The organism is Pseudomonas sp. FW305-96 (genome assembly GCF_058783825.1).
On the sequence record NZ_JBYSYW010000008.1, the window covers coordinates 26,362 to 48,775 of the forward strand.

Consider the following 22,414-nt stretch of genomic DNA (forward strand, 5'->3'; position numbering starts at 1 on the left):
CGGCCCCTTCACTGTGCAATGAGGATTTCCATGCGCGCGATTCGCATGCTGTTGGTTTCTGCCCTGGCCACGGCCAGCCTGTCGGCCCACGCCGGCGAACAGGACGTCCAGCGCCTGACGCAATTGCTGGAGAAGTCGCAGACCATCGAAGCCAATTTCTCCCAGTTGACCCTGGATGCTGGTGGCACCAGTCTGCAGGAGACCAGCGGCAAGATGACCGTCAAGCGTCCGGGCCTGTTCTACTGGCATACCGACGCGCCCCAGGAGCAGGTGGTGGTGTCCGACGGCAAGAACGTCACCCTGTGGGACCCGGATCTGGAGCAGGCCACCGTCAAGAAGCTCGACGTGCGCCTGAACCAGACGCCGGCGCTGCTGCTGTCCGGTGACGTCTCGAAGATCAGTCAGAGCTTCGACATCACCTCCAAGGAGCAGGGCGAGGTCATGGACTTCACCTTGAAACCCAAGACCAAGGACACCCTGTTCGACTCGCTGCGCGTGTCGTTCCGCCGGGGGTTGATCAATGACATGCAGCTGATCGACAGCGTCGGCCAGCGCACCAACATCCTGTTCAATGGCGTCAAGGCCAACCAGGCGGTGCCGGACAGCAAGTTCAAGTTCGACATCCCCAAAGGCGCGGACGTCATCAAGGAGTAAGCGGAGCCTGTGATGGACCTGTTTCGAAGCGAACCCGTCGCCCAGCCCCTGGCCGCCCGCCTGCGCCCGTCGAACCTGGACGAGTATGTCGGACAGGAGCACCTGCTGGCGCGCGGCAAGCCGCTGCGCGAGGCGCTGGAGCAGGGTGCGCTGCACTCGATGATCTTCTGGGGCCCGCCCGGGGTGGGCAAGACCACCCTGGCGCGGCTGCTGGCGCAGTTTTGCGACGCCCACTTCGAAACGGTCTCGGCAGTGCTGGCCGGGGTCAAGGAGATCCGCCAAGCCGTCGAGGTGGCCAAGCAGCAGGCCGGCCAGTATGGTCGGCGCACCATCCTGTTCGTCGATGAAGTGCATCGTTTCAACAAGTCGCAACAGGACGCTTTCCTGCCCTACGTGGAAGACGGCACGCTGATCTTCATCGGCGCGACTACCGAGAACCCGTCCTTCGAACTGAACAACGCGCTGCTGTCGCGGGCGCGGGTCTATGTACTCAAGAGCCTGGACGAGGCCGCGCTGCGCAAACTGGTCGATCGCGCCCTGAGCGAGGAACGCGGCCTGGGCAAGCGCAACCTGCGGGTGGGTGACGAAGCCTTCAAGATGCTCATGGCCGCCGCCGACGGCGATGGCCGGCGCATGCTCAACTTCCTCGAGAACGCCTCGGACCTGGCTGAAGATGGCGGCGAGATCGGCGTCGAGCTGCTGCAGAGCCTGCTCGGTGACAGCCGCCGCCGCTTCGACAAGGGTGGCGAGGCGTTCTATGACCAGATCTCGGCGCTGCACAAGTCGGTGCGCGGCTCCAACCCGGACGGTGCGCTGTACTGGTATGCACGTATGCTCGACGGTGGCTGCGACCCGTTGTACATCGCCCGGCGGGTGGTGCGCATGGCCAGCGAGGACATCGGCAACGCCGACCCCCGCGCCCTGAGCCTGTGCCTGGCAGCCTGGGACGTGCAGGAGCGCCTGGGCAGCCCAGAAGGCGAGCTGGCGGTGGCCCAGGCCATCACCTACATCGCCTGCGCGCCAAAAAGCAACGCGGTGTACATGGGCTTCAAGGCGGCGATGCGCGAGGCGGCCGAGCACGGCTCGCTGGAAGTGCCGCTGCACCTGCGCAACGCGCCGACCAAACTGATGAAGCAACTGGGCTATGGCGATGAGTACCGCTATGCCCACGACGAGCCGGACGCCTATGCCGCCGGCGAGGACTATTTCCCCGAGCAGCTCGAACCGCGCCAGTACTATCAGCCAGTGCCCCGGGGCCTGGAACTGAAGATCGGCGAGAAGCTCAAGCACCTGGCCGAACTCGATCGCGCCAGCCCGCGCCAGCGGAGAAAACCGTGATTGCACTGATTGCCGCAGTCAGCGCCGGCGGCATCGCCGGCACGCTGTTGCGCTTCGCCACCGCCAACTGGGTCGCGGCCCACTGGCCACGGCACTTCTATGCCGGTACGCTGGCGGTCAATCTGGTCGGCTGCCTGCTGATCGGCCTGTTGTACGGGCTGTTCCTGCACAAGCCGCTGGTGCCGGTCGAGCTGCGCGCCGGGCTGATCGTCGGCTTTCTCGGCGGCCTGACCACCTTTTCCTCCTTCTCGCTCGATACCGTGCGCCTGATGGAAAGCGGGCAGGTCCCGCTGGCCTTGGGCTATACCATTATCAGCGTGGTGGGCGGCCTGCTCGCGACCTGGGCCGGCCTGTCCCTGACCCGATTCTGAACCAACACCTACTTATAACGAGAGAACGATATGCTCGATTCCAAACTGTTACGCGGCCAACTTCAGGAAGTGGCTGACCGCCTGGCCTCCCGTGGCTTCAGCCTGGATGTCGCGCGCATCGAATCGCTGGAAGAGCGCCGCAAGGCGGTGCAGACCCGCACCGAGCAACTGCAGGCTGAGCGTAACGCCCGCTCCAAGTCCATCGGCCAGGCCAAGGCCAAGGGTGAGGACATCGCCCCGCTGATGGCCGACGTCGAGCGCATGGCCAACGAGCTGGCCGCCGGCAAGACCGAGCTGGACGGCATCCAGGCGGAACTGGACGGCATCCTGCTGACCATCCCCAACCTGCCCGACGCCAGCGTGCCGGTCGGCGCCAGCGAAGACGACAACGTCGAAGTGCGCCGCTGGGGAACGCCGAAGGCCTTCGACTTCGAGATCAAGGACCACGTCGCCCTGGGCGAGGTCAGCGGTGGCCTGGACTTCGAGGCCGCGGCCAAGCTGTCCGGCGCCCGCTTTGCCGTGCTGCGTGGCCCGGTGGCCCGCCTGCACCGCGCCCTGGCGCAGTTCATGATCAACCTGCACACCGGCGAGCACGGCTACGAGGAGCACTACACCCCGTACCTGGTGCAGGCCCCGGCCCTTCAGGGCACCGGCCAGCTGCCGAAGTTCGAGGAAGACCTGTTCAAGATCACCCGCGAAGGCGAGGCCGATTTCTACCTGATCCCGACCGCCGAAGTGTCGCTGACCAACCTGGTGGCGGGTGAAATCCTCGACGCCAAGCAGCTGCCGCTGAAGCTGGTCGCCCACACCCCGTGCTTCCGCAGCGAGGCCGGCGCCTCGGGCCGTGATACCCGCGGCATGATCCGCCAGCACCAGTTCGACAAGGTCGAGATGGTCCAGGTAGTCGAACCCGCGAAATCCATGGAAGCCCTGGAAGGCCTGACCGCCAACGCCGAGCGCGTGCTCCAGTTGCTTGAACTGCCGTACCGCGTACTGGCGCTGTGCACCGGCGACATGGGCTTCGGCGCGGTGAAGACCTACGACCTGGAAGTCTGGGTGCCAAGCCAGGACAAGTACCGCGAAATCAGCTCCTGCTCCAACTGCGGTGACTTCCAGGCACGTCGCATGCAAGCCCGCTGGCGCAACCCGGAAACCGGCAAGCCGGAGCTGGTGCACACCCTCAACGGGTCGGGCCTGGCCGTTGGCCGTACCTTGGTCGCCGTGCTGGAGAACTACCAGCAGGCTGACGGTTCGATCCGTGTGCCTGAAGTGCTCAAGCCGTACATGGGTGGCGTCGAGGTCATTCGCTGAATGGACTACCTGCCGCTGTTCCACAAGCTGCAGGGTGGCCGTGTGCTGGTCGTCGGCGGCGGCGAGATCGCCTTGCGCAAGGCGCGCCTGCTGGCCGACGCCGGCGCCGCGCTGCGGGTGGTGGCGCCTGAGGTCGACGGCCAGCTCGCCACGCTGGCCCGTGAGGGCGGGGGCGAGGTCCTGGTGCGTGGCTACCAGGCCTCGGACCTGGACGGCTGCCGGCTGGTGATCGCGGCGACCGACGACTCGGCGCTCAACGCCCAGGTCTCGACCGAGGCTCAGGCGCGCAGCCTGCCGGTCAACGTGGTGGACGCGCCGGCCCTGTGCACGGTGATCTTCCCGGCCATCGTCGACCGTTCACCGTTGGTGGTGGCGGTCTCCAGCGGCGGCGACGCTCCGGTGCTGGCGCGGCTGATCCGCGCCAAGCTGGAAGCCTGGATTCCATCCGCCTATGGCGAACTTGCCGGCCTGGCCGCACGCTTCCGTGAGCGGGTCAAGGCCTTGTACCCGGATGTCAACCAGCGTCGCGGCTTCTGGGAAACCGTGTTCCAGGGCCCGATCGCCGAGCGTCAGCTGGCCGGGCAGGGCGCCGAGGCTGAGCGCCTGTTACAGGCGATGGTCGACGGCGCGCCGGTGCAGCAGGGCGGCGAGGTGTACCTGGTGGGCGCGGGGCCGGGCGATCCGGACCTGCTGACCTTCCGCGCCCTGCGCCTGATGCAGCAAGCCGATGTGGTGCTGTACGACCGTCTGGTGGCCCCGGCCATCATCGAGATGTGCCGGCGTGACGCCGAACGCATCTATGTCGGCAAGCGCCGCGCCGATCATGCCGTGCCGCAGGATAAGATCAACCGCCTGCTGGTCGACCTGGCTCGCCAGGGCAAGCGCGTGCTACGGCTCAAAGGTGGCGATCCGTTCATCTTTGGCCGGGGAGGCGAGGAGATCGAAGAGCTGGCCGACGAGGGTATTCCGTTCCAGGTGGTACCGGGCATCACGGCAGCCAGTGGTTGTTCGGCCTATGGCGGGATTCCGCTGACCCACCGGGACTATGCCCAGTCGGTGCGCTTCGTTACTGGCCACCTGAAGGATGGCACCAGCAACCTGCCCTGGAATGACCTGGTGGCTCCGGCCCAGACCCTGGTGTTCTATATGGGTCTGGTCGGCTTGCCGACCATCTGCGCCGAGTTGATCCGCCATGGCCGTGCGGCGAGTACGCCGGCCGCGCTGGTGCAGCAGGGGACCACTCGCAACCAGCGGGTGTTCACCGGCACCCTGGCCGACCTGCCGGCGCTGGTGGCACGCCACGAAGTGCATGCGCCGACCCTGGTGATCGTCGGGGAAGTGGTGCAGTTGCGCGAGAAACTGGCGTGGTTCGAAGGCTCGCAAGACGTCTGAATGACTGGGGCCGCCTTGCGGCCCATCGCCACGATAAGCCGGCTCGCATAGGATCATACAAGCCCCTGTGGGAGCCGGCTTGTCGTGGCGACGAACCGCGGCGATGGGCTGCAAAGCAGCCCCAGCTTTATCAAGCCTTCCAGATCCCTTTGCCCATTAACCGCTCCCGATCATGCGGCAAGCCGAAATCCTGCAGCGGCCCCTTGGGCACGATCCCGTTCGGGTTGATGGTCTTGTGGCTCATGTAATAGTGCTTCTGGATGTGCTCCATGTTCACTGTGTCCGCCACGCCCGGCCATTGATACAGCTCACGCAGCCAGTTGGACAGGTTCGGATAGTCGCTCAAGCGGCGCAGGTTGCACTTGAAGTGACCGTGGTACACCGCGTCGAAACGCACCAGCGTGGTGAACAGACGCACATCGGCTTCGGTCAGGTACTCACCGGCCAGGTAACGCTGGCGGCCCAGTAGCGCCTCTAAGCGGTCCAGTTCGTTGAAGACATCGTCGAAGGCGGCCTCGTAAGCCTCTTGCGCGGTGGCAAAGCCTGCGCGGTACACGCCGTTGTTCACGGCCGGGTAGATACGTTCGTTGAGCGCATCGATGGTCGCGCGCAGCGGCTCGGGGTACAGGTCCAGGGTGTTGTCGGTCAGTTCGTTGAACGCGCTGTTGAAGATGCGGATGATCTCGGCCGACTCATTGTTGACGATGCGCTTCTCCTGCTTGTCCCACAGCACCGGCACGGTCACGCGACCGGTGTAATGCGGGTCGTCCTGGGTGTAGCGCTGGTGCAGGTACTGCAATGCGTCCAGATGATCGCCGCTGGAGCCCTGCTGCTGGTCGAAGGTCCAGCCGTGCTCGCCCATCAGCCAGCTGACCACAGAGACACCGATCAGCGGTTCCAGGCCCTTGATGGCGCGGAAAATCAGGGTGCGATGCGCCCAGGGGCAGGCCAGCGACACGTACAGATGATAGCGGCCCGCCTCGGCGGCGGGCAGTTGATTGCGGCGCTGGGCGTTCTCGCGTTTGAACGCGCCATCCTGGCTGGTCTGGTACCACTGGTCATGCCAGCGGCCATCGATCAAAAGGCCCATTTCGGAGCTCCTCGGAACAAAGTCGTTTGTCGTTGGAGCTCAGTCTAGTGAAAAGCGTTCGAATAAATAGCGCAAAGACTGCGCCCTATCTATCGACTTATTCGATGTTTCTGCGGTTGGCCCAGTAGTCGCGAGCGCGGCTGAACGCCTGCTCGCGGTCCTGGCCCAGTCCGCGCAGGGCGAGGGCCATGGTGGCGACCACGGCCAGCTCGCCATAGCTGTCCAGTGCCTCGCCACGCCATACCGCCAGCAGGTGTTCGGGCTGCAGGCTGGCCGGCTTCACATGGCGCTGGGCGCTGAGGGCCGGCCACTCCTCGTCCCAGGCCTCGCCGGACGAAGTGCCATACAGGTGGCTGATGACATCCGGGTTGACCTCGATCTCGCCGCCGTCACCTTTGATCACCACGGCGTGGTCGCCGAGCAGGCGGCTGGCCTCGCGGTGCACCGCCTGGTAGCCAGGGTGGAAGATGCTCTGCAGTCCGCAGCGGGCGCCGAGAGGGTTGAGCACCCGGGCGAGGGAGTGGATGGGCGAACGCAGGCCCAGGGTGTTGCGCAGGTCGATCATGCGTTGAAGCTGCGGCGCCCAGTCCTGCAGCGGGAAGAAGGCCAGCCGATGGCTGGACAGGGCTTGCTCCACGGCCGTCCAGTTGCGACACAGCGGAATGCCCAGCAGGTCGAGCAGTTGCTCGCTGTACAGCCTGCCCGCCGTATGGGCACCGCCGCCATGCATCAAGATACGCACGCCGTTGCCCGCCAGGCACTTGGCCGCCAGCAGGTACCACGGCAGGTGGCGCTTCTTGCCGGCGTAGCTGGGCCAGTCGAGGTCGACGGCGATGCGGGGGGCATGTAGGTGGCTGCGCAGGGCCTCGGTGAAGCCGGCCAGCTCCTCGGCGCTTTCTTCCTTGTGCCGCAGCAGCATCAGGAAGGCGCCCAGCTGGGTGTCCTCGACCTTGCCCTCGAGCAGCAGGGTCATCGCGGCGCGGGCTTCCTCGCGGGTCAGGCCGCGGGCGCCACGCTTGCCCTTGCCGAGGATGCGCACGAACTCGGCGAACGGGTGTTCGGCCGGGGTTTGCAGGGTTAGTGGGCGTGCTTCGTTCAGCAGGGACTCGGTCATATGCAATTGGTCGGCTTGGGCAGGCCCGCCAGTTTGGCGGCGAGTTTGGCGGGGGTGCCGTTGAACAGGCGATTGAGGTGCGGGCTGTTGCCTTTCTCGGCGCCGAGCTTGAGCGCGGTGTACTTGATCAGCGGCCGGGTGGCCGGCGACAACTGGTACTCCTGGTAGAACTGGCGCAGTAGCTCGAGGATTTCCCAGTGGTCTGCGGTCAGGGCGATGCTTTCGCGCGTGGCGAGGGCCTCGGCGACTTCGCGGGACCAGTCCTGCAGCTCGACCAGGAAACCGTCCTTGTCCAAGGCGATGCTGCGCTCGCCGACAGTCAGGGTACTCATAGCCAGCTGTTGACCTTGTCGTGGTGCAGGGTGAGCTCGACAAAGGCGGGGTAGTCCACTGCCTTGGCCAATTGGCTGTCGAGGGCGCGGGCCTGCAGGTCTTCGGTAAGTGCGAACAGGCGCTCGCCGAGATTGGCGGCCTGCAGGGCAGCGAAGGGCTCGGTGCCGGCCTTGAGCGCGTAGGTGGCGTCACCGCACAGCAGCAGCGCGTCCTGCGGGCCAAGTAGACGCAGGCAACTGGCCAGGCGCTCGTCACCGAAGGGCGAATGGGTGATTACATGCAGGGTCGTCATCAGAGCGTCACCACCTGGTCGAAACGGGCAATCAGCGCGGTCAGCGCGGCGCTGTCGAGCACTTCCACCGGCAGTGACAGGGCGTCGTTGTCCAGTCCTCGGCGGGCGAGGCTGTGACCGCAGGCGAACAGCTCCTCGACACCGAACATCGGCAGGGCCTGGAGGTTGGCGGCCAGGTTCTTCTGTTGCACGGCGTCTGGCTGCTGTGCGGCGGCGAGCTGGAACACGCCGTCATCGAGGAACAGCATGCCCAGCGGCAAATCGAAGGCGCCACCGGCCAGGGCGATGTCCAGCGCCTCGCGAGCGGACGGGCCGCTCCATGGCGCCTGGCGGCTGATGATCAGCAAGGACTTGGCCATTTCAATCACCTCCGAAGCAGACCAGACGGTCGGCCAGTTGCGCGGCTTCGTGCAGCTGGCCCAGGCCGGACAGCTCCCACGGCATCGGCAGGTTCACCGCCGGGCGCTGGTAACGGTTGGCCTCGGTGTCGTCGAGCACACCCCGGCGCAGGGCGGCGGCAATGCACACCACGGCGTCGAGCCTGTGATCGCTGACGAAAGCGCGCCACTGCGCGGCCACGTCCAGCTCATCCTGGGGCGCGACGATATTGGCCGAGGCACTGTGGACCCCGTCCTGGTAGAAGAACAGCCGGGCAATTTCATGCCCGCCGGCCAGCACCGCCTCGGCAAAGCGCAAGGCGCGGCGGGAGGAGGGCGCATGGGCCGGGGAAAAGACCGCAATGGCGAATTTCATGTAAGGCTCGAGCAAATGAATGCGGCCATGATAAAGCAAAAAGCCCGTGCGGGTGGGCACGGGCTTCTGCTCTGGCTGGCGGGGCTCAGGCCTGGTCTTTGCTTTCCGGCAGGAACCAGTTGAGCACCAGGGCACAGATGCCGCCGGTGGCGACACCCGACTCCAGAACGTTGCGCAGCGCCGACGGCATGTGCGCGAGGAACTCCGGCACTTGGGCCACGCCCAGGCCGAGCGACAGCGACACGGCGATGATCAGCAGGGCGCGGCGGTCGAGGCGGGTGCTGGCGAGGATATTGATACCCGAGGCCGCGACGGCGCCGAACATCACCATGGCCGCCCCACCGAGCACTGGCTCCGGCACCGCCTGGATCACTCCGGCGACGCTGGGGAACAGGCCCAGCAGGATCAGCATGGCGGCGATCCAGATACCGATATGGCGGCTGGCAATGCCGGTCAGCTGAATCACGCCGTTGTTCTGGGCGAAAATCGAGCTGGGGAAGGTGTTGAACAGCCCGGCCAATAGCGAGTTGGCGCCGTTGACCAGCACCCCACCCTTGATCCGCTGCATCCACACCGGGCCTTCGACCGGCTGGCGTGAAACCTTGCTGGTCGCAGTCACGTCACCGATGGCCTCCAGCGAGGTGACCAGGTAGATCACCAGCATCGGGATGAACAGCGACCAGGAGAAGCCCAGGCCGAAGTGCAACGGCGTCGGCACCTGGAACAGTGCGGCCTGGTGCATGCCAGTGAAGTCCAGGCGGCCCAGGTAGCCGGCCAGGGCGTAGCCCACAGCCAGGGCGATGACGATGGCGCAGCTGCGCATCCATACCACCGGGACACGGTTGAGGATGACGATGATCGCCAGCACCACGCCCGACAGCAGCAGGTTCTCGCCATCGGCGAAGGTGCCGTTGGCCATGGCGCCGAAGCCGCCGCCCATGCTGATCAGGCCGACCTTGATCAAGGTCAGGCCGATCATCAGCACGACGATGCCGGTCACCAGCGGGGTGATCAGGCGCTTGACGAAGGGCAGGATGCGCGACACGCCCATTTCCACGAACGAACCGGCGATGACCACGCCGAAGATCGCCGCCATCACGCCTTCAACTGGCGTGCCCTGCTTGACCATCAGCGCGCCGCCGGCGATGAGCGGGCCAACGAAGTTGAAGCTGGTGCCCTGCACGATCAGCAGCCCGGCGCCGAACGGCCCAAAGCGCTTGCACTGGACAAAGGTGGCGATGCCCGAGATCACCAGCGACATCGACACGATCAGGTTGGTATCACGCGCCGACACGCCCAGCGCCTGGCAGATCAGCAAACCCGGCGTGACGATCGGCACGATGATCGCCAGCAAGTGCTGCAGTGCCGCCAGCAGGCCGATCAGCAGGCGAGGCTTGTCCTCGAGGCCAAGGACCAGTTCATTGGCAGGCGCCGCCGCGCCTGGGCCGTGTTCGTGTGAACTCATGGGAAAATGCCGCCCCGGAAGAAAAAAGGAGCGCATTCTACGGGCAGAACGGCCATTGCGGTAGAGGCAAGCACGATGGGTGCACAATCGCGGAGGAAGGTGCTAATAAGCTGACTTTTAAGTCAATGTTTGTGAGGTTCCCGGCGCTGTTCAACGGGCATGAAAAAGCCCGCCGAAGCGGGCTTTTCCTTAAGCGCTGGCAACCGATTCGATCAGTCGTCGCGGCCCATGATGCCGAACAGCTGCAGCAGGCTGACGAACAGGTTGTAGATCGACACGTACAGGCTGATGGTAGCCATGATGTAGTTGCGCTCGCCGCCATGGATGATGGCGCTGGTCTGGAACAGGATGCAGACCGACGAGAACAGCACGAAGCCAGCGCTGATCGCCAGTTGCAGGCCGCTGATCTGGAAGAAGAAGCTAGCCACCACGGCACCCAGCAGGACGAAGAAGCCGGCGGTGATGAAGCCGCTGAGGAAGCTCATGTCCTTGCGGGTGATCAGCACGTAGGCCGACAGGCCGCCGAACACCAGGGCGGTCATGGCGAAGGCCGAACTGACCACCTCGGCGCCACCGGCCATGCCCAGGTAGCGGTTGAGGATCGGGCCGAGGATGAAGCCCATGAAGCCGGTGAGGGCGAAGGTAGAAACCAGGCCCCAGGCCGAGTCACGCAGCTTGTTGGTGAGGAAGAACAGGCCGTAGAAGCCGATCAGCACCACGAAGATGTTCGGGTAGCCGACACGCATCTGCTGGGCGACGAAGGCCATGATGCCGCTGAAGGCGAGGGTGAGGGCCAGCAGGCTGTACGTGTTGCGCAGGACCTTGCTGACCTCCTGCTGCTCGACCTGCTGGCCGTGTTGGACGGCGTAATCCTGTTCGCGCATGGCGCACTCCTTTGGGGTGAGACCGCGGTCCGGGACCTGCGGTAATGGAACGTATGGTGCAGAGCATATCAGAGCTGTCGCAAGCCGCGACACAGAGAGTTTGACAGCTTGTTACATTAAGGTATTATTGCCGCCGCAAAACAGCTGGAAGCGTGGCCGAGTGGTTTAAGGCAACGGTCTTGAAAACCGTCGATGGGCAACTATCCTAGAGTTCTTATCTAAGGTGGTTCCCAGATGCACACTACACCTTCATCAGCTGTGCATGCATCGGGAAATTGGCAGAGTGGTTGAATGCACCGGTCTTGAAAACCGGCGTACGTTAATAGCGTACCCAGGGTTCGAATCCCTGGTTTCCCGCCAAACTCAGTAAAATCAGGGCCTAGAGCGATCTAGGCCCTTTTTTGTGCCCGATCATTTCTTGCCTCCCTGGTGTGCTTAGGCACAATTTCCGTCTTGGGGCGCGAGGGATGCATCTCATCCACTGCACGCTACTGCCGCTTGCTGCACGCTTTGGAAAGGGTGAAATTTCGACTGCATGCTTTGCAAACCGCGGATTTCCTGGGTTCCCCGCATAGCCCTGTGCGTCCTCACCCGGTCTTGCATTCCGTCAGCACCTGAACCGTTGTTCGTTGGTGGCCTGGATGACCGTTGCGCCTGCTCCTCGCGGAGTCCCTCAAAAACCCTTCAGGTAATAAAATCGGTTGAGAAACGAACTGTGAAAGCTTCGTTGAGGCGCTCGGATCGTTACAGACCCAAATCAGCAGCGAACTTGAGATCGCGAAGCTCCGGGTGAAAAATTTCAGAGCCCATGGTGCCCAGAAGGTGCTGAGCAAACTGCCTTATGGGGTAGGAATCTACAGGGACACACCATCCTTCGTAATCGGACAGGCAGCTAAGAAATGCAAATCCGAACCGATAGCCTCGCTCTTGAGACACAGCCGTGAAGGCGTCAAAGAGAGCTAGAGCGTGCTCTGGCGGTAATCTCGATAGATCAATCATTACGTCTGTGCTGGGTTGATCATCAATAAAGTCAAAAAAGAAGGTCTCGATTTCCTGCGCGAGTGATTCGGGGGAATTGGATCGACAGGCGATCTCGATGACCGTCACGTCGTAGAGGGTGGCGCTGAGCTGCTCGCTCCGCGAGTCTTGTAGCATTGGTCTTCGCTCGTTTTACTTTTAATGGGGGGCTGGGAGTGTACCTGAGGCAGTAATGGTTCAGGTTTAGCAGTCGCGGTCTGGGGGGGAGGTGTGACCTGCTTAACTCCAGCTGTTCCGATTCTGGTCTGCACATTCAAGATGATGAAGCGCACAGTGAGCCGAGATCAGGAACAAGATCGAAGGGCTCTGATGCAATAAGGCGCTGTTTGTAAAGTGCACCCAAAGCCCAGATTTCTTGCCAACGTCTGCAGCCTAACCTTTACCTGCCTCCAGCCCTTGCTGTGACAGGCGTGCAGCACTGTCGTGTAGTCTAATCAGAGAGTCAACCCAGCGGATTATCTGTGAGTCTTCCCCTATAAACTTTTTCAGATCCAATCACCGGTTAGTGCCACGATCTCAGTACGGATGCTAATCCATCAAGCTGCTGGACAGCAGTCGCGAAGTTCGCTCAAAGCCAAAGAGTACAAATGTACTCTTCGTGGGCGGCGGGGCAGTGATGGGGGGAGGGTGAGAATTGAGCGGCCCATTCGCCAGGTCGCTGCTAAACACCCTCAACGCGCGGTTGCCCCACAAGTAGGTCAACAGCTCGATGAGCTATGGCGTTCTAGTCACTTAAGTGAAGGCTTGCAGCCCTCGATAGGATAGGTTCGAGATACCATCCGTGAGGCACTGCATCAGGCTGTTGGGGGGATTTGGCTGAGTGGATGATCACCATGAATTTTCGGGCCCTGCCTAAGGCGCAGAGGGCAACCCCTCTCAATTAATCAGCGATTAGCCCAGATAGCTGGACTGCCGCAGCAAGGTAAACAAGGAGTTAGAAACCAAGTGGTTAGAGCCGTATTTTTCAATGACGCTTTCAGGGCAGCCTTCAAGCATGCTGAGGCCCTGTGCAGTGATGACAAGCACAAGATCAAAGAGATCGTGTTGGTGATTCCGGCCATGGCAAACCTCAAGGGTTCCACAAGCCTGGTGTCGTTTCTTGGGCCGGAGGCAACAAAAGCGCTCAACAAAGGCGAAGCTGCCGTGCTGAGGGGTATGCCCATCACGCTGAAAACCGAACGCACCTTGTCAGGTTTGACGCCAAATACGCTGGTCGTCTGCGCCTACGCAAGCCAGAGCATGATGGACAAAGTTGATGGGTTTGGGCGGGTTGCTGGCGTCATTGCTCTGCCGTTCGCAAAGGACGTTATCAATAGCTGGATGACCTCTTGGTCGCCTTTGATCGATGGCAAACAGCCTCATCAATCGAGGTCGGCAGCTACCGATGGTGTCGTGTTACAGGCGATGGAGGGATTGACGGCAACAGTGGGGGTGGCAACAGGAGTGCTCCACAACTCGGATAAAGAAAGGGTTGATCGGGTGCTCAGAATTCTTCGCAAAAAAGGGCACGCGCTGGATGCTACGGCTTTACGTGCATGGGCTGTAGGTAATGGTTGGGCGCCAAAGGCCGCAGATGAACTGGAGAAGCTTGCGACCCGGATTGCTGGGCTGAAAAATAAGCCTACTCTGAGCAGCCCGGATCAGGCGGAGCAGCTCTACGCCTCTTGGGTCACGAAAGCCTCCCAATAGCTGAGACAGGCCTTGCATTCGTGATCAATCCGAAAAGGTCATCTGTGCTTGCATGGGGCAAGGGAAGGGTACTTGGGTGCGCGTCCTGCGAGGTGTTGGGTGGATACTTGCGGGCTCCGTCATATCAAAAAAACGGGCTCTAAACCGGGCAGCCCCTCGTTTTGCTTGAGGCTTACGCATCGGTTGAGCTCGTCATCCAGATCGTTGCAGGGGGGTAGTCGATGTCATCGCTACCTCGGATCTAAGCTGCCGGATCCATGTAAGACATGATCTGAATGACGCATGTCGCAGTCACCCCACAGTCGCTGGAAACCAGCCTCAGAGGCCGCTCAAAGGCTTTGAGTACAAATGTGCTCTTCAGGGGCGCCCGGGCGTTGATGGGCGCGACTACAGGGAGAATTGAGCGGCCCCTTCGCCAAGTCGCTGCTAAGGCAGTCTGAGCTGGCGGTTACCCAGAAAGCAGAGCAACAGATCGCTCAGAGCCATGGCCTCTTGATCGCTCAGGTTGAAAGGCTCGTAGCCCTCGATAAAGAAGCTACGAGAGGTGTTTGCAGTGTCAAGCATGGCGGTGTGAACCTTCTTGCCCACTTTGAAGTAGACCCTACCTCGCGATGAGGGGTGCAGTTGGATCAGCAGGTTTTCAGCATCCTGTTTGGATAGTTTGAATGCCTGTTGATCAATCTTCAAATTTAGACGATTCCACTTCCAGCGGAACTGTGTGAATCGCTCCCTGCTAGCTGAGCAGATAGTAAAGGGGCGGAGAATATTGTTCGCTTCCTTAAAGCGACGATGGAGTTCAGGAAGGGGAGGGAGGCCTTCTACGTCTGCGTGGATAACGCTATTGCGATAGCCTTTGAGCTCTATCGCCTCCTTGACAAATTTATCCCAGAATTCAGGATATTCCGGATGCAGAGGATAGTTTTCAAGGGTCTTCCGAACCAGTTTTCCCAGTGACTCTTCTGGTGCTGTACCTGCCATGCGCGCGATGTAGTCTTTGACATTTTTTTCGAACTCGATCGCTTCTGCGCGCAGCTCATGAATGGTGGGTTCGAAGCTTCCAGGTATGTCTTGGAAGTGAGTCGGTGGACGGAATCGACGAGACAGTCCGAATACGTGGGTGATCCATTGCAGCATCCGTTTTTCCTATTTCGATGGGTGGAAGAGCCTTGCTCTAAGCGATCTTGGAGGGTGATGTTTTGGATATCGGCAGATCGGTGAGTTTTTTTAGTGAAATATCACCGGCCTAGTAGATCCAGTGCCAGAGAATTGGCATTCAACAGAGCAGTCAGTCATGGATTGTTGCTGGTGGTGTGTTGTGCTACAAGGAGATCACTGGTAATTTGATAGAGGATAATAATAAGAAGAAGGAATGCGTCGTGGCTGATTTTTCTGTTGAAATTGTACCTGCTCCCAATGGGCCGATGTTCGAATTCAAACGCATACCTAGTAAGCAGGAAAGCCAACCGGTATCTGCTTTTCAGGGTGTCGGATTGATTTATCGAATTGCAGACGCCTTTGTTCGCTTTGATCCGTCTCTAAAAACAACAGCCGATGAATTCGTGTCGCGTCAACTATCTGAGGGCGGGTGGCCAGAGCAGATAGCAGAGTGTTTCCTCGCAGCACCTGATTGGCCCAGTAGAATGCTAACAGCATGGTGCCTTCTCGGCGAAGATGAGCGGCAGAAGGCAGTGGAGCTGGATTATGAGTGCTATATCAATTATTGGCCAAGCCAGGCCTTCATGGAGGCTGAGTGGACGGCGGAGGCTAGGCTATGGATAGAAGCCCCGGTAAACATGAAATACATTTAGCCCGGAGCGGAAAATCTCCGTTCGAAAGAGACATGAGCCCCGATTGAATCAGGGCATGTCGGTTTGGACAACTGACGGTCAGCCCTGGCATGCGAAGGCTGTAACCGTCATCATCAGCGTTACTCCACCTTGCGCATGATGGAGGTGATGTCAGTCCGCCCTCAAGCAACCTTTGTGGGCGCGTGCTCTCGGTATCATTGAGTAAGTCTTGTCGGATCCATTTACTCAGTCGAGACGCCTTCCTGGCAGCTAACCTATGAGATCAAACCCTGCTTCGCAAGCTGCTGCCGCGATACAGCTTGGAAAGCGACTCAAGGATTTCCATTGAATTGGATTGTGTTTCTTGCTCGCCAATCCAGCGTTGCAGCCTCAAACCCGTTAGCTCCTTGAGGTGACCTGTTTTCGCTTCATGGAATACGGGCACCGAGTCGAGAGCACGCGATTCGGTGGCGACCACCAACTCTTTGGCATGCTTGGCTTGCCAAATGAAATGGCTAAACATCAGCTCCATATGAATCCAAGGAGACCCTGTTTTGTCTTCGTCTTCGATCGAGTGCTGTGTGGACAGGGAATGGTCGGTGTTCAAGAAGAACAGTGCGGTGGAATCGCTAATCATCTGCTGCAGAGCTGTGGCTAGGATCATGTACACATGGGCGGTCGAGCGATTGCGAAGGTCGTAGTGATAACGAGTGGTACCTTCGATTTTGCAATGTTTTTCATCAATTGCCTTCAGGAGTTCGTATGCCGAACCCCAAACCGTAGAGTCGATGAAGGCTGTTATTCCTTTCTTTTTCAGATCCAGCGCGAGTTGGATCGCCAAGCCTTGATCCTGGAAGGAATGGGAAATGAAGATGTCGCATCGTTGCGCCGGGAATAGGTGCTTGATAACGGTTTTGGCATCAATGCTGACATTGTCCTCCAACAGGTAATTTTTAAGCTTGACTGTGGAGGTTTTAAGGGTGCTCTTGAAGTCTCTGACCTCCCTGGTAATCGGGAAGTGATTGGGGTTGATGTCAATGTTGAAGCCGTATTCCATTTGGTGGTTATCCTTTACCGAAAGTATTGTCTGGATCGTGCCTTGGTTTCGACGGTTTTACTGACAGATTGCGCTCGCTGTTTAGCCCGATTCCTAGGCCATGGGTGAACAGGCCAACGTAGTCGAGCAGCTCGTCGTAATCTTTTTCGTCGGGTGTGAGCAAGTGATCAATCGTGGCGGAAGCGCCACCAGGGCTGCGGAGCGCGATCACATTTGCTTGGGGATGATCCCCTTTAAACTGCACGTGCTCGTCGAGGATACCTTGTTGACCGCCGATGAAGACCGCGGCCTCGAACTTGTGGTGGCTGAACATGGCTCTTCTCATGAGTTCCAAGCTCGACTGCCGCTCGCCAGTTGAATCTACTTCAATCAAGTTTTCAAACCTGAGGTTCACCTTTGGAGCTACCTCTGCGAAGTATTTCGACTGGTAGATCGTCACGGCAGCTCTGTTGTCGACTCCTAGATCCGGTGTGTACTGGCTAGATTGAGCGTATTCAGTTCAGGATGCCAGAGGGTTGGTACGAACCTTCTGTCGTGCGGCGAAAGAAAGACCTCGAATTCGTTGTAAATGATGTCGGGGCCGCGCCCCTTCGAATCCTGCAGAGCTCGGACTATCTGATCCTCTAGCTTGAGAGCCTGCAGACGCATAGTGGAGTTGATGACCACGATGTGGTGGTCGTTCAGATTTTTGGCTAGTTCATGAGCCTCAAAGATGATGCTGTCCAACACTGCGACCTGGTGCACTTTCTGGCTCCGTATTGATGCGACCCGCTGGCACCTTAGAAAATCTCTCTGCCGGCTACCTGATAAACCTCAAGCCCGGGAGGCTGACAGTCTCGCTGCGGCACGTTCATTTGCTGCATCAGGCTCAGTGACGGCGCGAACCAGCTTGGTCTGTACAAACAGGCGCATGGCATAAACCCAGCCTGGTTTGCGTATCGGCGTAAACTAATGCTCCCGCGCCGCTGAGCACTGATTGACCGCTGATAGTGCTTGGGCTTCAGCTGTAACGGCTGACTGCATGAGGATTTCTGAGCGTTTCATCAGTCCACGCGAGCCATACACATACCGCGAGTGCGATGCATGCATACCCAAGCACTCCCGCAGTTCCAGCGACGCTCATGGATTCCACGTCTCGATAGCACCACACCATCAGGTACCCCATCATTGCGCCCAGCGCCGCGCGAAAAGCTGTCAGCAGGCTTCCACCGATGTTAACGAAGAACGAATGTACCTCGCGAGATTTCTGAATGAGACGGTACGCCCGGAACGTCACCCTGAAAATGAAGATACTCACCAAGCCGAAGGCGAAAAGCAGCCAGAGGTAGTAAGACATCAGGGCAGGAGCCGCCAAGAGGGCGTTTACTAATTCGCTGACCTCTTGGGAAGACGCGCATGCAAGGAAGGGCGGGGTACCGAGGAAAAAGGCATAGGTCAGTTCCCGACGCGCGCGTCGGATGAAGCCAAATTTTGGATCTCTTTTCAGTAGCAAGATTACGGACTTCCTTTAGGTCGCAACTAGATCAGCTGATCATCAAAAGCGGAATCTCGCGAGCCCCAGTAGGCCTTCAAGCATCTGCGTGAGGTAGTTCTCAGAGCCGAAGGCGAATCCTGCGGCCAGGGTAGGGGCCTTGAATTCCTCGGTTGCGTACTCGTGAGCGAAGCGGTTGATGGTCTCCGAATGCCATGAGATCCGTCCGCCTGCGATGGTTCTGATCTTACGATTTCGAATGATGTCGATCAGCGATTCCTCGCTGATTAGGCGCGATTCGCAGAAGAAAAGGAAAGAAAGAAACTCAAACCGTTCGTAGAGCAATCCTGCGCCGTGCAGACCTGCAAAATCTGGCGCCCAGCGCGGTGCCAGTACTTCAGCGAGGCGGTTGCAAAACGGTGTAGTGGAGCTGTCTTGCCCCTCGAACATTCGCCAGCGTTCGAATAGGCCGATGCCCGCTTCGACGTACAGCGGAGCGAACCTTTCCCCTATGGTGCTAGGGATTTCGTGGCGGGCAATTAGCGGAGTGCTGAACAGTTTACGGAGCTCTGTCAGGCGTTCAGCCCGGACTAACCCCATTCCGTACGCGTAGATGACCAACGTTGCGGGATAGCTCTTCAGTGAGACCCAATGCTGCCAGCCGGACTGCTCTTTTTGAGATGCGGCATACAGCCCTTTAATGGCGTCCAGTACCAATGGGTACTCGCCACCGCTTCCCCAGCGTCCCAAAACTGCGCAGAGGCGAGCGAGAGGTTCGATAGTGGCTTCGTAGCTGACGACCCGATCTGTGAAGTCTTTCGGTGCATCTCCTTGAGGCGGTGAAGTGAACAATGGTGTTAGCTGTGTGAGGGAGCGCTGAGTCTGTGCTGTGATCAGGTCGTCCAGCTGGATCCTGTGTTCCGGCTTCGCCAGGAAACGCTTGGCCATTGCAAGCGTCAGTTCTATTCCTGCCGGGTAGGGTAGCCGGGACTGTTGGATGGTTTCTAGCTTAAAGCTCAAGCCCTCAAAGAACGTGTCGGCATCCAAGCCATTAACCACGGTCGCTCTGCGCTGCGTGATGAGCTCTTGGCCGCGTTCGCATGGGCGGCCTCGAGCTAGCCAGTATGTAGAATAACGACGAGAGGGGGCTCTGATGAACGCGGCTCTCAGCGCATGATCCCACTCACCTGACCAACCCGCGACGATCAGCCCAAACTCATCGATGATGCGATCAAGGAGCGTATTGAATGCGGGTGGATAGTCTCCCAACTCATCATCCGTGTTGAGGATCCTGGCATCCTTGTAATCGCCATGGATTTTCAGGATGTAGCAAGTCGAGTGGGTAAGCGGCTCCGCGCCGGCGAAGCTATCAGCCGAGCTGACCACAGTAGGTTCGATGCCGACATCTCTTAGCGCGTTTTCCATCAGGCGATCGAAGTTCGTTGTCACAATCACGCGAATGTGGCCCGTCTTGACCATGTTCGCGATAGCTCGGTGTGCACGTGTGGGCAGTTTGAGGCCGTCCTCGGCCTCCTGCTCATTTGGTTCGAGAAAGCCCTGAATTATGGCTCTGCGTTCGGTTTGGGTCGCCGCCAGGCGCTCAAGCAGCTTGGAGTAGTTGGGCTGCTCACTCGTCTGCGCTACATACCAGGAGACCCAGTCATCCTGATCGCCCGCTCCTGTGGCGATGCCCCAGCGTTTGACCAGTTCCATTGTGATCTCCCAGCCCGTCTGTATTCCTGCGGAGCGGGAGACGCCTGAGCCAACAAGGACTGCGTAGACGCCTTTGTTCTCAAACATGGAGAAAGCAATTTGAGCAGTGGCATCAGGGGCTGTTGCGGTCATGCGGAGTCCTCGGTCATTAAGCGTAAGACGCTCATAGGCAGTCGTGCGTTTCAGTCCCTCGGTACCGAGCCGACGTAGGCATGAGCTCCATGCCACAAGGATGCTCGCCTGAGTTCACTCCCGTCCAGCCCAAGTGCTGGCAATTTGCCGTGTTTGCGTTCAGAGTGCTGTTGCCTGCCTGCTCCTACACGGGTGTGCTTAGCATTGCCCGCTATGCGGATCAGGTTCAGGGCGTTTCAAAACCTCGCAGAAACTACAGATCAGAAGGGATTCAGTATGTATGTAGGGCTTGAGTTGACCAGCTATGAAAGCTATAGCTCGGTACCCGCGTCGGAAATCCAGAAGTTCAAGGATCAGGTGCAAGGTCAGTTCGGTGAGGTGTCCGACTACTTGATCGATGTATTCGAAGGCAGGCGTCTGATCGACGCTAACCTGCTGTCGAGGCATATCTTCCCTCAGCAGCAGAGGACGCACGTGTTTCTCTCGCACTCCCATGCTGACGAGGATAGGGCTGTCGAGCTTGCAATTAAGCTCCGTAATTGTGGCGTCAACGTGTTCGTGGATTCCTGTGTCTGGGGGGCGTCACAGCATCTTATTGAGAAGCTGATGGCTTTTTACGCAGACCAGAAAGCAGACGGACTGCCACTGAGTGAGCGTGAAGTAAGCGATCTTTCGGCTGGCGTGCATCTGATGCTGGTAGGTGCGCTTCAGGAGATGATTGATAGAACGGAGCTTTTCGTGTTCCTGAACACTGAAAATTCCGTTCCCTTGAAGGCTTACGAAGGTTCAGATCGCACGTTCTCGCCCTGGATATATTCGGAGCTTCAGTTCAGCGCAATGGTGAGACGTCGGGTGCCAGCTCGCCGCAGACGCCGTAGCCCAGAGGTCTTGTCGTTGGAACACGAGCAGGCCAAACGCTTGCTGCCAAATTTTGCTCACAAGGCACTCAACTCTCACCTGCCCAAAGTCGACGGTTCAGAGTTCAGTGGCTGGATTGAGTTTTTGCTAGAAAAGGGTGAGCACGCTCTTGACAGCTTGTATGGGCACTTCGAGATACCAGGCCAGTTCAGAAGGCTTCGGGCTCAGGCGGCTGCTAAGAGCAAAAAGCTCTTGTAAGAAGGCTCTTGGCGCCTTCTCAACACCTACATGGATTGAAAAATGGCATTTTTTACGAAATCTGAGGCGCGTGCCGCAGCAAAACGAGCGATGAGGAATCGCAGCCTCGGCGAGATGATGAGCGAATCGATGGAGTCCAGTAAGCGGGCGACCAGGTTCGACGTTTTCCTGTCCCACTCGATCAACGATGCTGAGTTAGTACTCGGGGTGAAGGTGCTGCTGGAGGAAATGGGCAAAAAGGTTTATGTCGATTGGGTAGACGATCCTGAACTGGATCGTAGCCAGGTGAACAAACATACGGCGGAACGGCTGCGAGGTCGGATGAAGCAGTCAGATACGCTTCTCTACATCGCTACCGAGAACGCTACGAATTCGAAGTGGATGCCCTGGGAACTGGGCTATTTCGACGGCCATAAACCCAACAAAGTCGCCATCCTCCCTGTCCTGGAAAAGGAAAACCAGAAATTTGAAGGGCAGGAGTACCTGGGGTTGTATCCGACGGTAGACAAAGACAGCTTGAGCGAGCCTCCTCGGCAGAGTCGAGACCCTCTCAGGGATCTGGAGGCCCTGCGCAGGGGGCTTCCGGGCGGGCCGCTCCCGGGGTTCGGTAAGATCTATCTTTGATCGATGACGTAATTTTCACAATGCGCAGCGTACCTTGAGATAGCTCCCTAATGATTGAGTCCAGCCCGCTCTCCCCATCGCGGGCTTTTTTTTGCCTCCGGTTTCGTGCCCAGAGAAGATTCTCGTTTCGTAGACACGCAAAGGGCGTCTTGTCCTCACGGCTGCCTGGCCGCATTCGGGTTGTTGATCCACAGGAGCTGAACACACACGAGGTGCCATAGCGCACCTCGCCGAGCTGGGTTCGACCTACTGCTCGTAGTGTCACTTGATCGTGAGTTGTCCTGCGAGTAGCCAGCTCGTGCGAGCACGTCGGGATAGATCAACGGTGTAGGCCCGAGCTAGGCATTGCGAGTCCGGGCTCCTAGCTTACGCAGCCGTGTGGGAGTTGATGACGTAGACCACCACCACTGCAGTGATAGCCACCAACACCGCCCCATGGAAGACGATTAACGTTTTTGATAGCGTGGCTTTGAGCCAATTTTTCCACCCTTGGCCTTTATCGATCACCATCAGAAAGTCGATCTGGTCTTTGTCAGTCGCTCGAACCTTGTCGTAGAGCCTGCGGTAGCAACGCTCAAGCGCCAGGAAGTAGCCATCCAGCCCCCAAAACGCGATGCCTGGGATGTAGGCCAGCAGAGCGAAGCCCTTGTCAGAATCTTTGGCGGACAGTGCGAACAGCGCCGAGATCAGGATGATCGACCAACCTTTGAGCAGAAACGAGTTAGTAGAAAGGCGATTGACTACGCCTTGAACGAATTCAAGGTGTTTGAGCTTGGCATCCATGGGGTAT

Annotated in this window: 25 protein-coding genes and 1 tRNA gene; 10 read left to right on the plus strand and 16 right to left on the minus strand. The window is 59.3% G+C overall.

Going from position 1 to position 22,414, the window contains the following annotated elements:
• The first annotated feature begins 30 nt into the window (after window positions 1-30).
• Genes lolA through cysG form a run of 5 tightly spaced genes read left to right on the plus strand, consistent with a single transcriptional unit; the run spans window position 31 to window position 5,066 of the window.
• A complete protein-coding gene (lolA, locus tag AC3WL2_RS08245; protein WP_102682644.1) occupies window positions 31-654 on the plus strand; it encodes an outer membrane lipoprotein periplasmic chaperone LolA in 624 nt (207 codons plus the stop codon).
• Window positions 655-666: 12 nt separating this feature from the next.
• Window positions 667-1,992 (plus strand): replication-associated recombination protein A, encoded by a 1,326-nt coding sequence (locus tag AC3WL2_RS08250; RefSeq protein ID WP_102682643.1) that lies wholly within the window; start codon window positions 667-669, stop codon window positions 1,990-1,992.
• Window positions 1,989-2,363 carry a fluoride efflux transporter CrcB gene (crcB, locus tag AC3WL2_RS08255; protein WP_102682642.1) on the plus strand — a complete coding sequence of 125 codons (375 nt, stop codon included), beginning with the start codon at window positions 1,989-1,991 and terminating at the stop codon, window positions 2,361-2,363. Before AC3WL2_RS08250 ends, crcB begins: the two co-directional genes overlap by 4 nt.
• Before the next feature lie 30 nt (window positions 2,364-2,393).
• A complete protein-coding gene (gene serS / locus AC3WL2_RS08260; protein WP_102682641.1) occupies window positions 2,394-3,674 on the plus strand; it encodes a serine--tRNA ligase in 1,281 nt (426 codons plus the stop codon).
• Window positions 3,675-5,066, plus strand: a complete 1,392-nt coding sequence (cysG, locus tag AC3WL2_RS08265) for a siroheme synthase CysG (RefSeq protein WP_102682640.1) — start codon at window positions 3,675-3,677, stop codon at window positions 5,064-5,066. It abuts the gene before it with no gap.
• A 130-nt stretch (window positions 5,067-5,196) separates the two neighbouring features.
• Here the strand turns inward: cysG and AC3WL2_RS08270 are convergent, their stop codons facing one another.
• The 8 genes from AC3WL2_RS08270 to AC3WL2_RS08305 form a co-directional block, all read right to left on the minus strand.
• Window positions 5,197-6,156 carry a glutathione S-transferase family protein gene (locus tag AC3WL2_RS08270; protein ID WP_102682639.1) on the minus strand — a complete coding sequence of 320 codons (960 nt, stop codon included), beginning with the start codon at window positions 6,154-6,156 and terminating at the stop codon, window positions 5,197-5,199.
• A gap of 97 nt (window positions 6,157-6,253) precedes the next feature.
• On the minus strand, window positions 6,254-7,270 hold the full coding sequence (locus tag AC3WL2_RS08275) for a glycosyl transferase family protein (protein WP_102682638.1): 1,017 nt from the start codon (window positions 7,268-7,270) through the stop codon (window positions 6,254-6,256).
• Window positions 7,267-7,602 carry a TusE/DsrC/DsvC family sulfur relay protein gene (locus AC3WL2_RS08280; protein ID WP_102682637.1) on the minus strand — a complete coding sequence of 112 codons (336 nt, stop codon included), beginning with the start codon at window positions 7,600-7,602 and terminating at the stop codon, window positions 7,267-7,269. Before AC3WL2_RS08280 ends, AC3WL2_RS08275 begins: the two co-directional genes overlap by 4 nt.
• Window positions 7,599-7,895: a sulfurtransferase complex subunit TusB gene (gene tusB, locus AC3WL2_RS08285; RefSeq protein ID WP_102682636.1), complete on the minus strand. Its 297-nt coding sequence runs from the start codon at window positions 7,893-7,895 to the stop codon at window positions 7,599-7,601. The genes AC3WL2_RS08280 and tusB overlap by 4 nt, the downstream gene beginning before the upstream one ends.
• Window positions 7,895-8,254, minus strand: a complete 360-nt coding sequence (tusC, locus tag AC3WL2_RS08290) for a sulfurtransferase complex subunit TusC (RefSeq protein ID WP_102682635.1) — start codon at window positions 8,252-8,254, stop codon at window positions 7,895-7,897. Before tusC ends, tusB begins: the two co-directional genes overlap by 1 nt.
• Before the next feature lies 1 nt (window position 8,255).
• Window positions 8,256-8,648 (minus strand): sulfurtransferase complex subunit TusD, encoded by a 393-nt coding sequence (gene tusD, locus AC3WL2_RS08295; protein ID WP_023632843.1) that lies wholly within the window; start codon window positions 8,646-8,648, stop codon window positions 8,256-8,258.
• Between the two features lie 85 nt (window positions 8,649-8,733).
• Window positions 8,734-10,113 carry a nucleobase:cation symporter-2 family protein gene (locus tag AC3WL2_RS08300; protein ID WP_046856163.1) on the minus strand — a complete coding sequence of 460 codons (1,380 nt, stop codon included), beginning with the start codon at window positions 10,111-10,113 and terminating at the stop codon, window positions 8,734-8,736.
• A 212-nt stretch (window positions 10,114-10,325) separates the two neighbouring features.
• Entirely contained in the window at window positions 10,326-10,997 is a 672-nt protein-coding gene (locus AC3WL2_RS08305; RefSeq protein WP_028692373.1) for a Bax inhibitor-1/YccA family protein, read from the minus strand.
• Window positions 10,998-11,266: 269 nt separating this feature from the next.
• Between AC3WL2_RS08305 and AC3WL2_RS08310 the strand changes: the two genes are divergently transcribed.
• A tRNA-Ser gene (locus AC3WL2_RS08310) sits at window positions 11,267-11,357 on the plus strand.
• Between the two features lie 384 nt (window positions 11,358-11,741).
• Here AC3WL2_RS08310 and AC3WL2_RS08315 read toward each other — a convergent pair.
• Window positions 11,742-12,152: a hypothetical protein gene (locus AC3WL2_RS08315; RefSeq protein ID WP_102682634.1), complete on the minus strand. Its 411-nt coding sequence runs from the start codon at window positions 12,150-12,152 to the stop codon at window positions 11,742-11,744.
• An 828-nt stretch (window positions 12,153-12,980) separates the two neighbouring features.
• Between AC3WL2_RS08315 and AC3WL2_RS08320 the strand changes: the two genes are divergently transcribed.
• Window positions 12,981-13,724, plus strand: coding sequence for a DUF1889 family protein (locus AC3WL2_RS08320; RefSeq protein WP_102682633.1), 744 nt, complete (start codon window positions 12,981-12,983; stop codon window positions 13,722-13,724).
• A 426-nt stretch (window positions 13,725-14,150) separates the two neighbouring features.
• Here AC3WL2_RS08320 and AC3WL2_RS08325 read toward each other — a convergent pair whose 3' ends face one another.
• Entirely contained in the window at window positions 14,151-14,858 is a 708-nt protein-coding gene (locus tag AC3WL2_RS08325; RefSeq protein WP_102682632.1) for a hypothetical protein, read from the minus strand.
• Between the two features lie 242 nt (window positions 14,859-15,100).
• On the opposite strand from AC3WL2_RS08325, the gene AC3WL2_RS08330 reads away from it, so the two are divergent.
• Window positions 15,101-15,532, plus strand: coding sequence for a hypothetical protein (locus AC3WL2_RS08330; protein ID WP_146022606.1), 432 nt, complete (start codon window positions 15,101-15,103; stop codon window positions 15,530-15,532).
• Window positions 15,533-15,794: 262 nt separating this feature from the next.
• Here AC3WL2_RS08330 and AC3WL2_RS08335 read toward each other — a convergent pair whose 3' ends face one another.
• From AC3WL2_RS08335 to AC3WL2_RS08355, 5 genes are all read right to left on the minus strand, one after another.
• The gene (locus tag AC3WL2_RS08335; RefSeq protein ID WP_102682631.1) at window positions 15,795-16,568 is read right to left on the minus strand and encodes a toll/interleukin-1 receptor domain-containing protein; all 774 of its coding nucleotides are present in this window, start codon (window positions 16,566-16,568) and stop codon (window positions 15,795-15,797) included.
• 7 nt (window positions 16,569-16,575) lie between these two features.
• On the minus strand, window positions 16,576-17,007 hold the full coding sequence (locus AC3WL2_RS08340; protein ID WP_102682630.1) for an SLOG domain-containing protein: 432 nt from the start codon (window positions 17,005-17,007) through the stop codon (window positions 16,576-16,578).
• Window positions 17,008-17,027: 20 nt separating this feature from the next.
• Window positions 17,028-17,294 (minus strand): hypothetical protein, encoded by a 267-nt coding sequence (locus AC3WL2_RS08345; protein ID WP_146022605.1) that lies wholly within the window; start codon window positions 17,292-17,294, stop codon window positions 17,028-17,030.
• A gap of 274 nt (window positions 17,295-17,568) precedes the next feature.
• Window positions 17,569-18,060, minus strand: coding sequence for a hypothetical protein (locus AC3WL2_RS08350; RefSeq protein ID WP_102682628.1), 492 nt, complete (start codon window positions 18,058-18,060; stop codon window positions 17,569-17,571).
• A gap of 42 nt (window positions 18,061-18,102) precedes the next feature.
• Window positions 18,103-19,884, minus strand: coding sequence for an SIR2 family protein (locus AC3WL2_RS08355; protein WP_102682627.1), 1,782 nt, complete (start codon window positions 19,882-19,884; stop codon window positions 18,103-18,105).
• Between the two features lie 276 nt (window positions 19,885-20,160).
• Between AC3WL2_RS08355 and AC3WL2_RS08360 the strand changes: the two genes are divergently transcribed.
• Window positions 20,161-21,000, plus strand: a complete 840-nt coding sequence (locus AC3WL2_RS08360; protein WP_102682626.1) for a toll/interleukin-1 receptor domain-containing protein — start codon at window positions 20,161-20,163, stop codon at window positions 20,998-21,000.
• A gap of 42 nt (window positions 21,001-21,042) precedes the next feature.
• Window positions 21,043-21,624 carry a toll/interleukin-1 receptor domain-containing protein gene (locus AC3WL2_RS08365; protein ID WP_102682625.1) on the plus strand — a complete coding sequence of 194 codons (582 nt, stop codon included), beginning with the start codon at window positions 21,043-21,045 and terminating at the stop codon, window positions 21,622-21,624.
• A gap of 366 nt (window positions 21,625-21,990) precedes the next feature.
• Here the strand turns inward: AC3WL2_RS08365 and AC3WL2_RS08370 are convergent, their stop codons facing one another.
• Window positions 21,991-22,407: a hypothetical protein gene (locus AC3WL2_RS08370; RefSeq protein WP_102682624.1), complete on the minus strand. Its 417-nt coding sequence runs from the start codon at window positions 22,405-22,407 to the stop codon at window positions 21,991-21,993.
• Window positions 22,408-22,414: the final 7 nt, after the last annotated feature.

Excerpts from the sequence above, each read along its gene's own strand:
- tusB (WP_102682636.1), bottom strand. The coding sequence starts at position 7,895 with ATGACGACCCTGCATGTAATCACCCATTCGCCCTTCGGTGACGAGCGC.
- AC3WL2_RS08300 (WP_046856163.1), bottom strand. The coding sequence starts at position 10,113 with ATGAGTTCACACGAACACGGCCCAGGCGCGGCGGCGCCTGCCAATGAA.
- AC3WL2_RS08365 (WP_102682625.1), top strand. The coding sequence starts at position 21,043 with ATGGCATTTTTTACGAAATCTGAGGCGCGTGCCGCAGCAAAACGAGCG.
- cysG (WP_102682640.1), top strand. The coding sequence starts at position 3,675 with ATGGACTACCTGCCGCTGTTCCACAAGCTGCAGGGTGGCCGTGTGCTG.
- AC3WL2_RS08305 (WP_028692373.1), bottom strand. The coding sequence starts at position 10,997 with ATGCGCGAACAGGATTACGCCGTCCAACACGGCCAGCAGGTCGAGCAG.
- AC3WL2_RS08325 (WP_102682632.1), bottom strand. The coding sequence starts at position 14,858 with ATGCTGCAATGGATCACCCACGTATTCGGACTGTCTCGTCGATTCCGT.
- tusD (WP_023632843.1), bottom strand. The coding sequence starts at position 8,648 with ATGAAATTCGCCATTGCGGTCTTTTCCCCGGCCCATGCGCCCTCCTCC.
- serS (WP_102682641.1), top strand. The coding sequence starts at position 2,394 with ATGCTCGATTCCAAACTGTTACGCGGCCAACTTCAGGAAGTGGCTGAC.
- lolA (WP_102682644.1), top strand. The coding sequence starts at position 31 with ATGCGCGCGATTCGCATGCTGTTGGTTTCTGCCCTGGCCACGGCCAGC.
- AC3WL2_RS08335 (WP_102682631.1), bottom strand. The coding sequence starts at position 16,568 with ATGGAATACGGCTTCAACATTGACATCAACCCCAATCACTTCCCGATT.
- AC3WL2_RS08280 (WP_102682637.1), bottom strand. The coding sequence starts at position 7,602 with ATGAGTACCCTGACTGTCGGCGAGCGCAGCATCGCCTTGGACAAGGAC.
- AC3WL2_RS08315 (WP_102682634.1), bottom strand. The coding sequence starts at position 12,152 with ATGCTACAAGACTCGCGGAGCGAGCAGCTCAGCGCCACCCTCTACGAC.
- AC3WL2_RS08270 (WP_102682639.1), bottom strand. The coding sequence starts at position 6,156 with ATGGGCCTTTTGATCGATGGCCGCTGGCATGACCAGTGGTACCAGACC.
- AC3WL2_RS08355 (WP_102682627.1), bottom strand. The coding sequence starts at position 19,884 with ATGACCGCAACAGCCCCTGATGCCACTGCTCAAATTGCTTTCTCCATG.
- AC3WL2_RS08275 (WP_102682638.1), bottom strand. The coding sequence starts at position 7,270 with ATGACCGAGTCCCTGCTGAACGAAGCACGCCCACTAACCCTGCAAACC.
- tusC (WP_102682635.1), bottom strand. The coding sequence starts at position 8,254 with ATGGCCAAGTCCTTGCTGATCATCAGCCGCCAGGCGCCATGGAGCGGC.
- AC3WL2_RS08360 (WP_102682626.1), top strand. The coding sequence starts at position 20,161 with ATGTATGTAGGGCTTGAGTTGACCAGCTATGAAAGCTATAGCTCGGTA.
- AC3WL2_RS08370 (WP_102682624.1), bottom strand. The coding sequence starts at position 22,407 with ATGGATGCCAAGCTCAAACACCTTGAATTCGTTCAAGGCGTAGTCAAT.
- AC3WL2_RS08250 (WP_102682643.1), top strand. The coding sequence starts at position 667 with ATGGACCTGTTTCGAAGCGAACCCGTCGCCCAGCCCCTGGCCGCCCGC.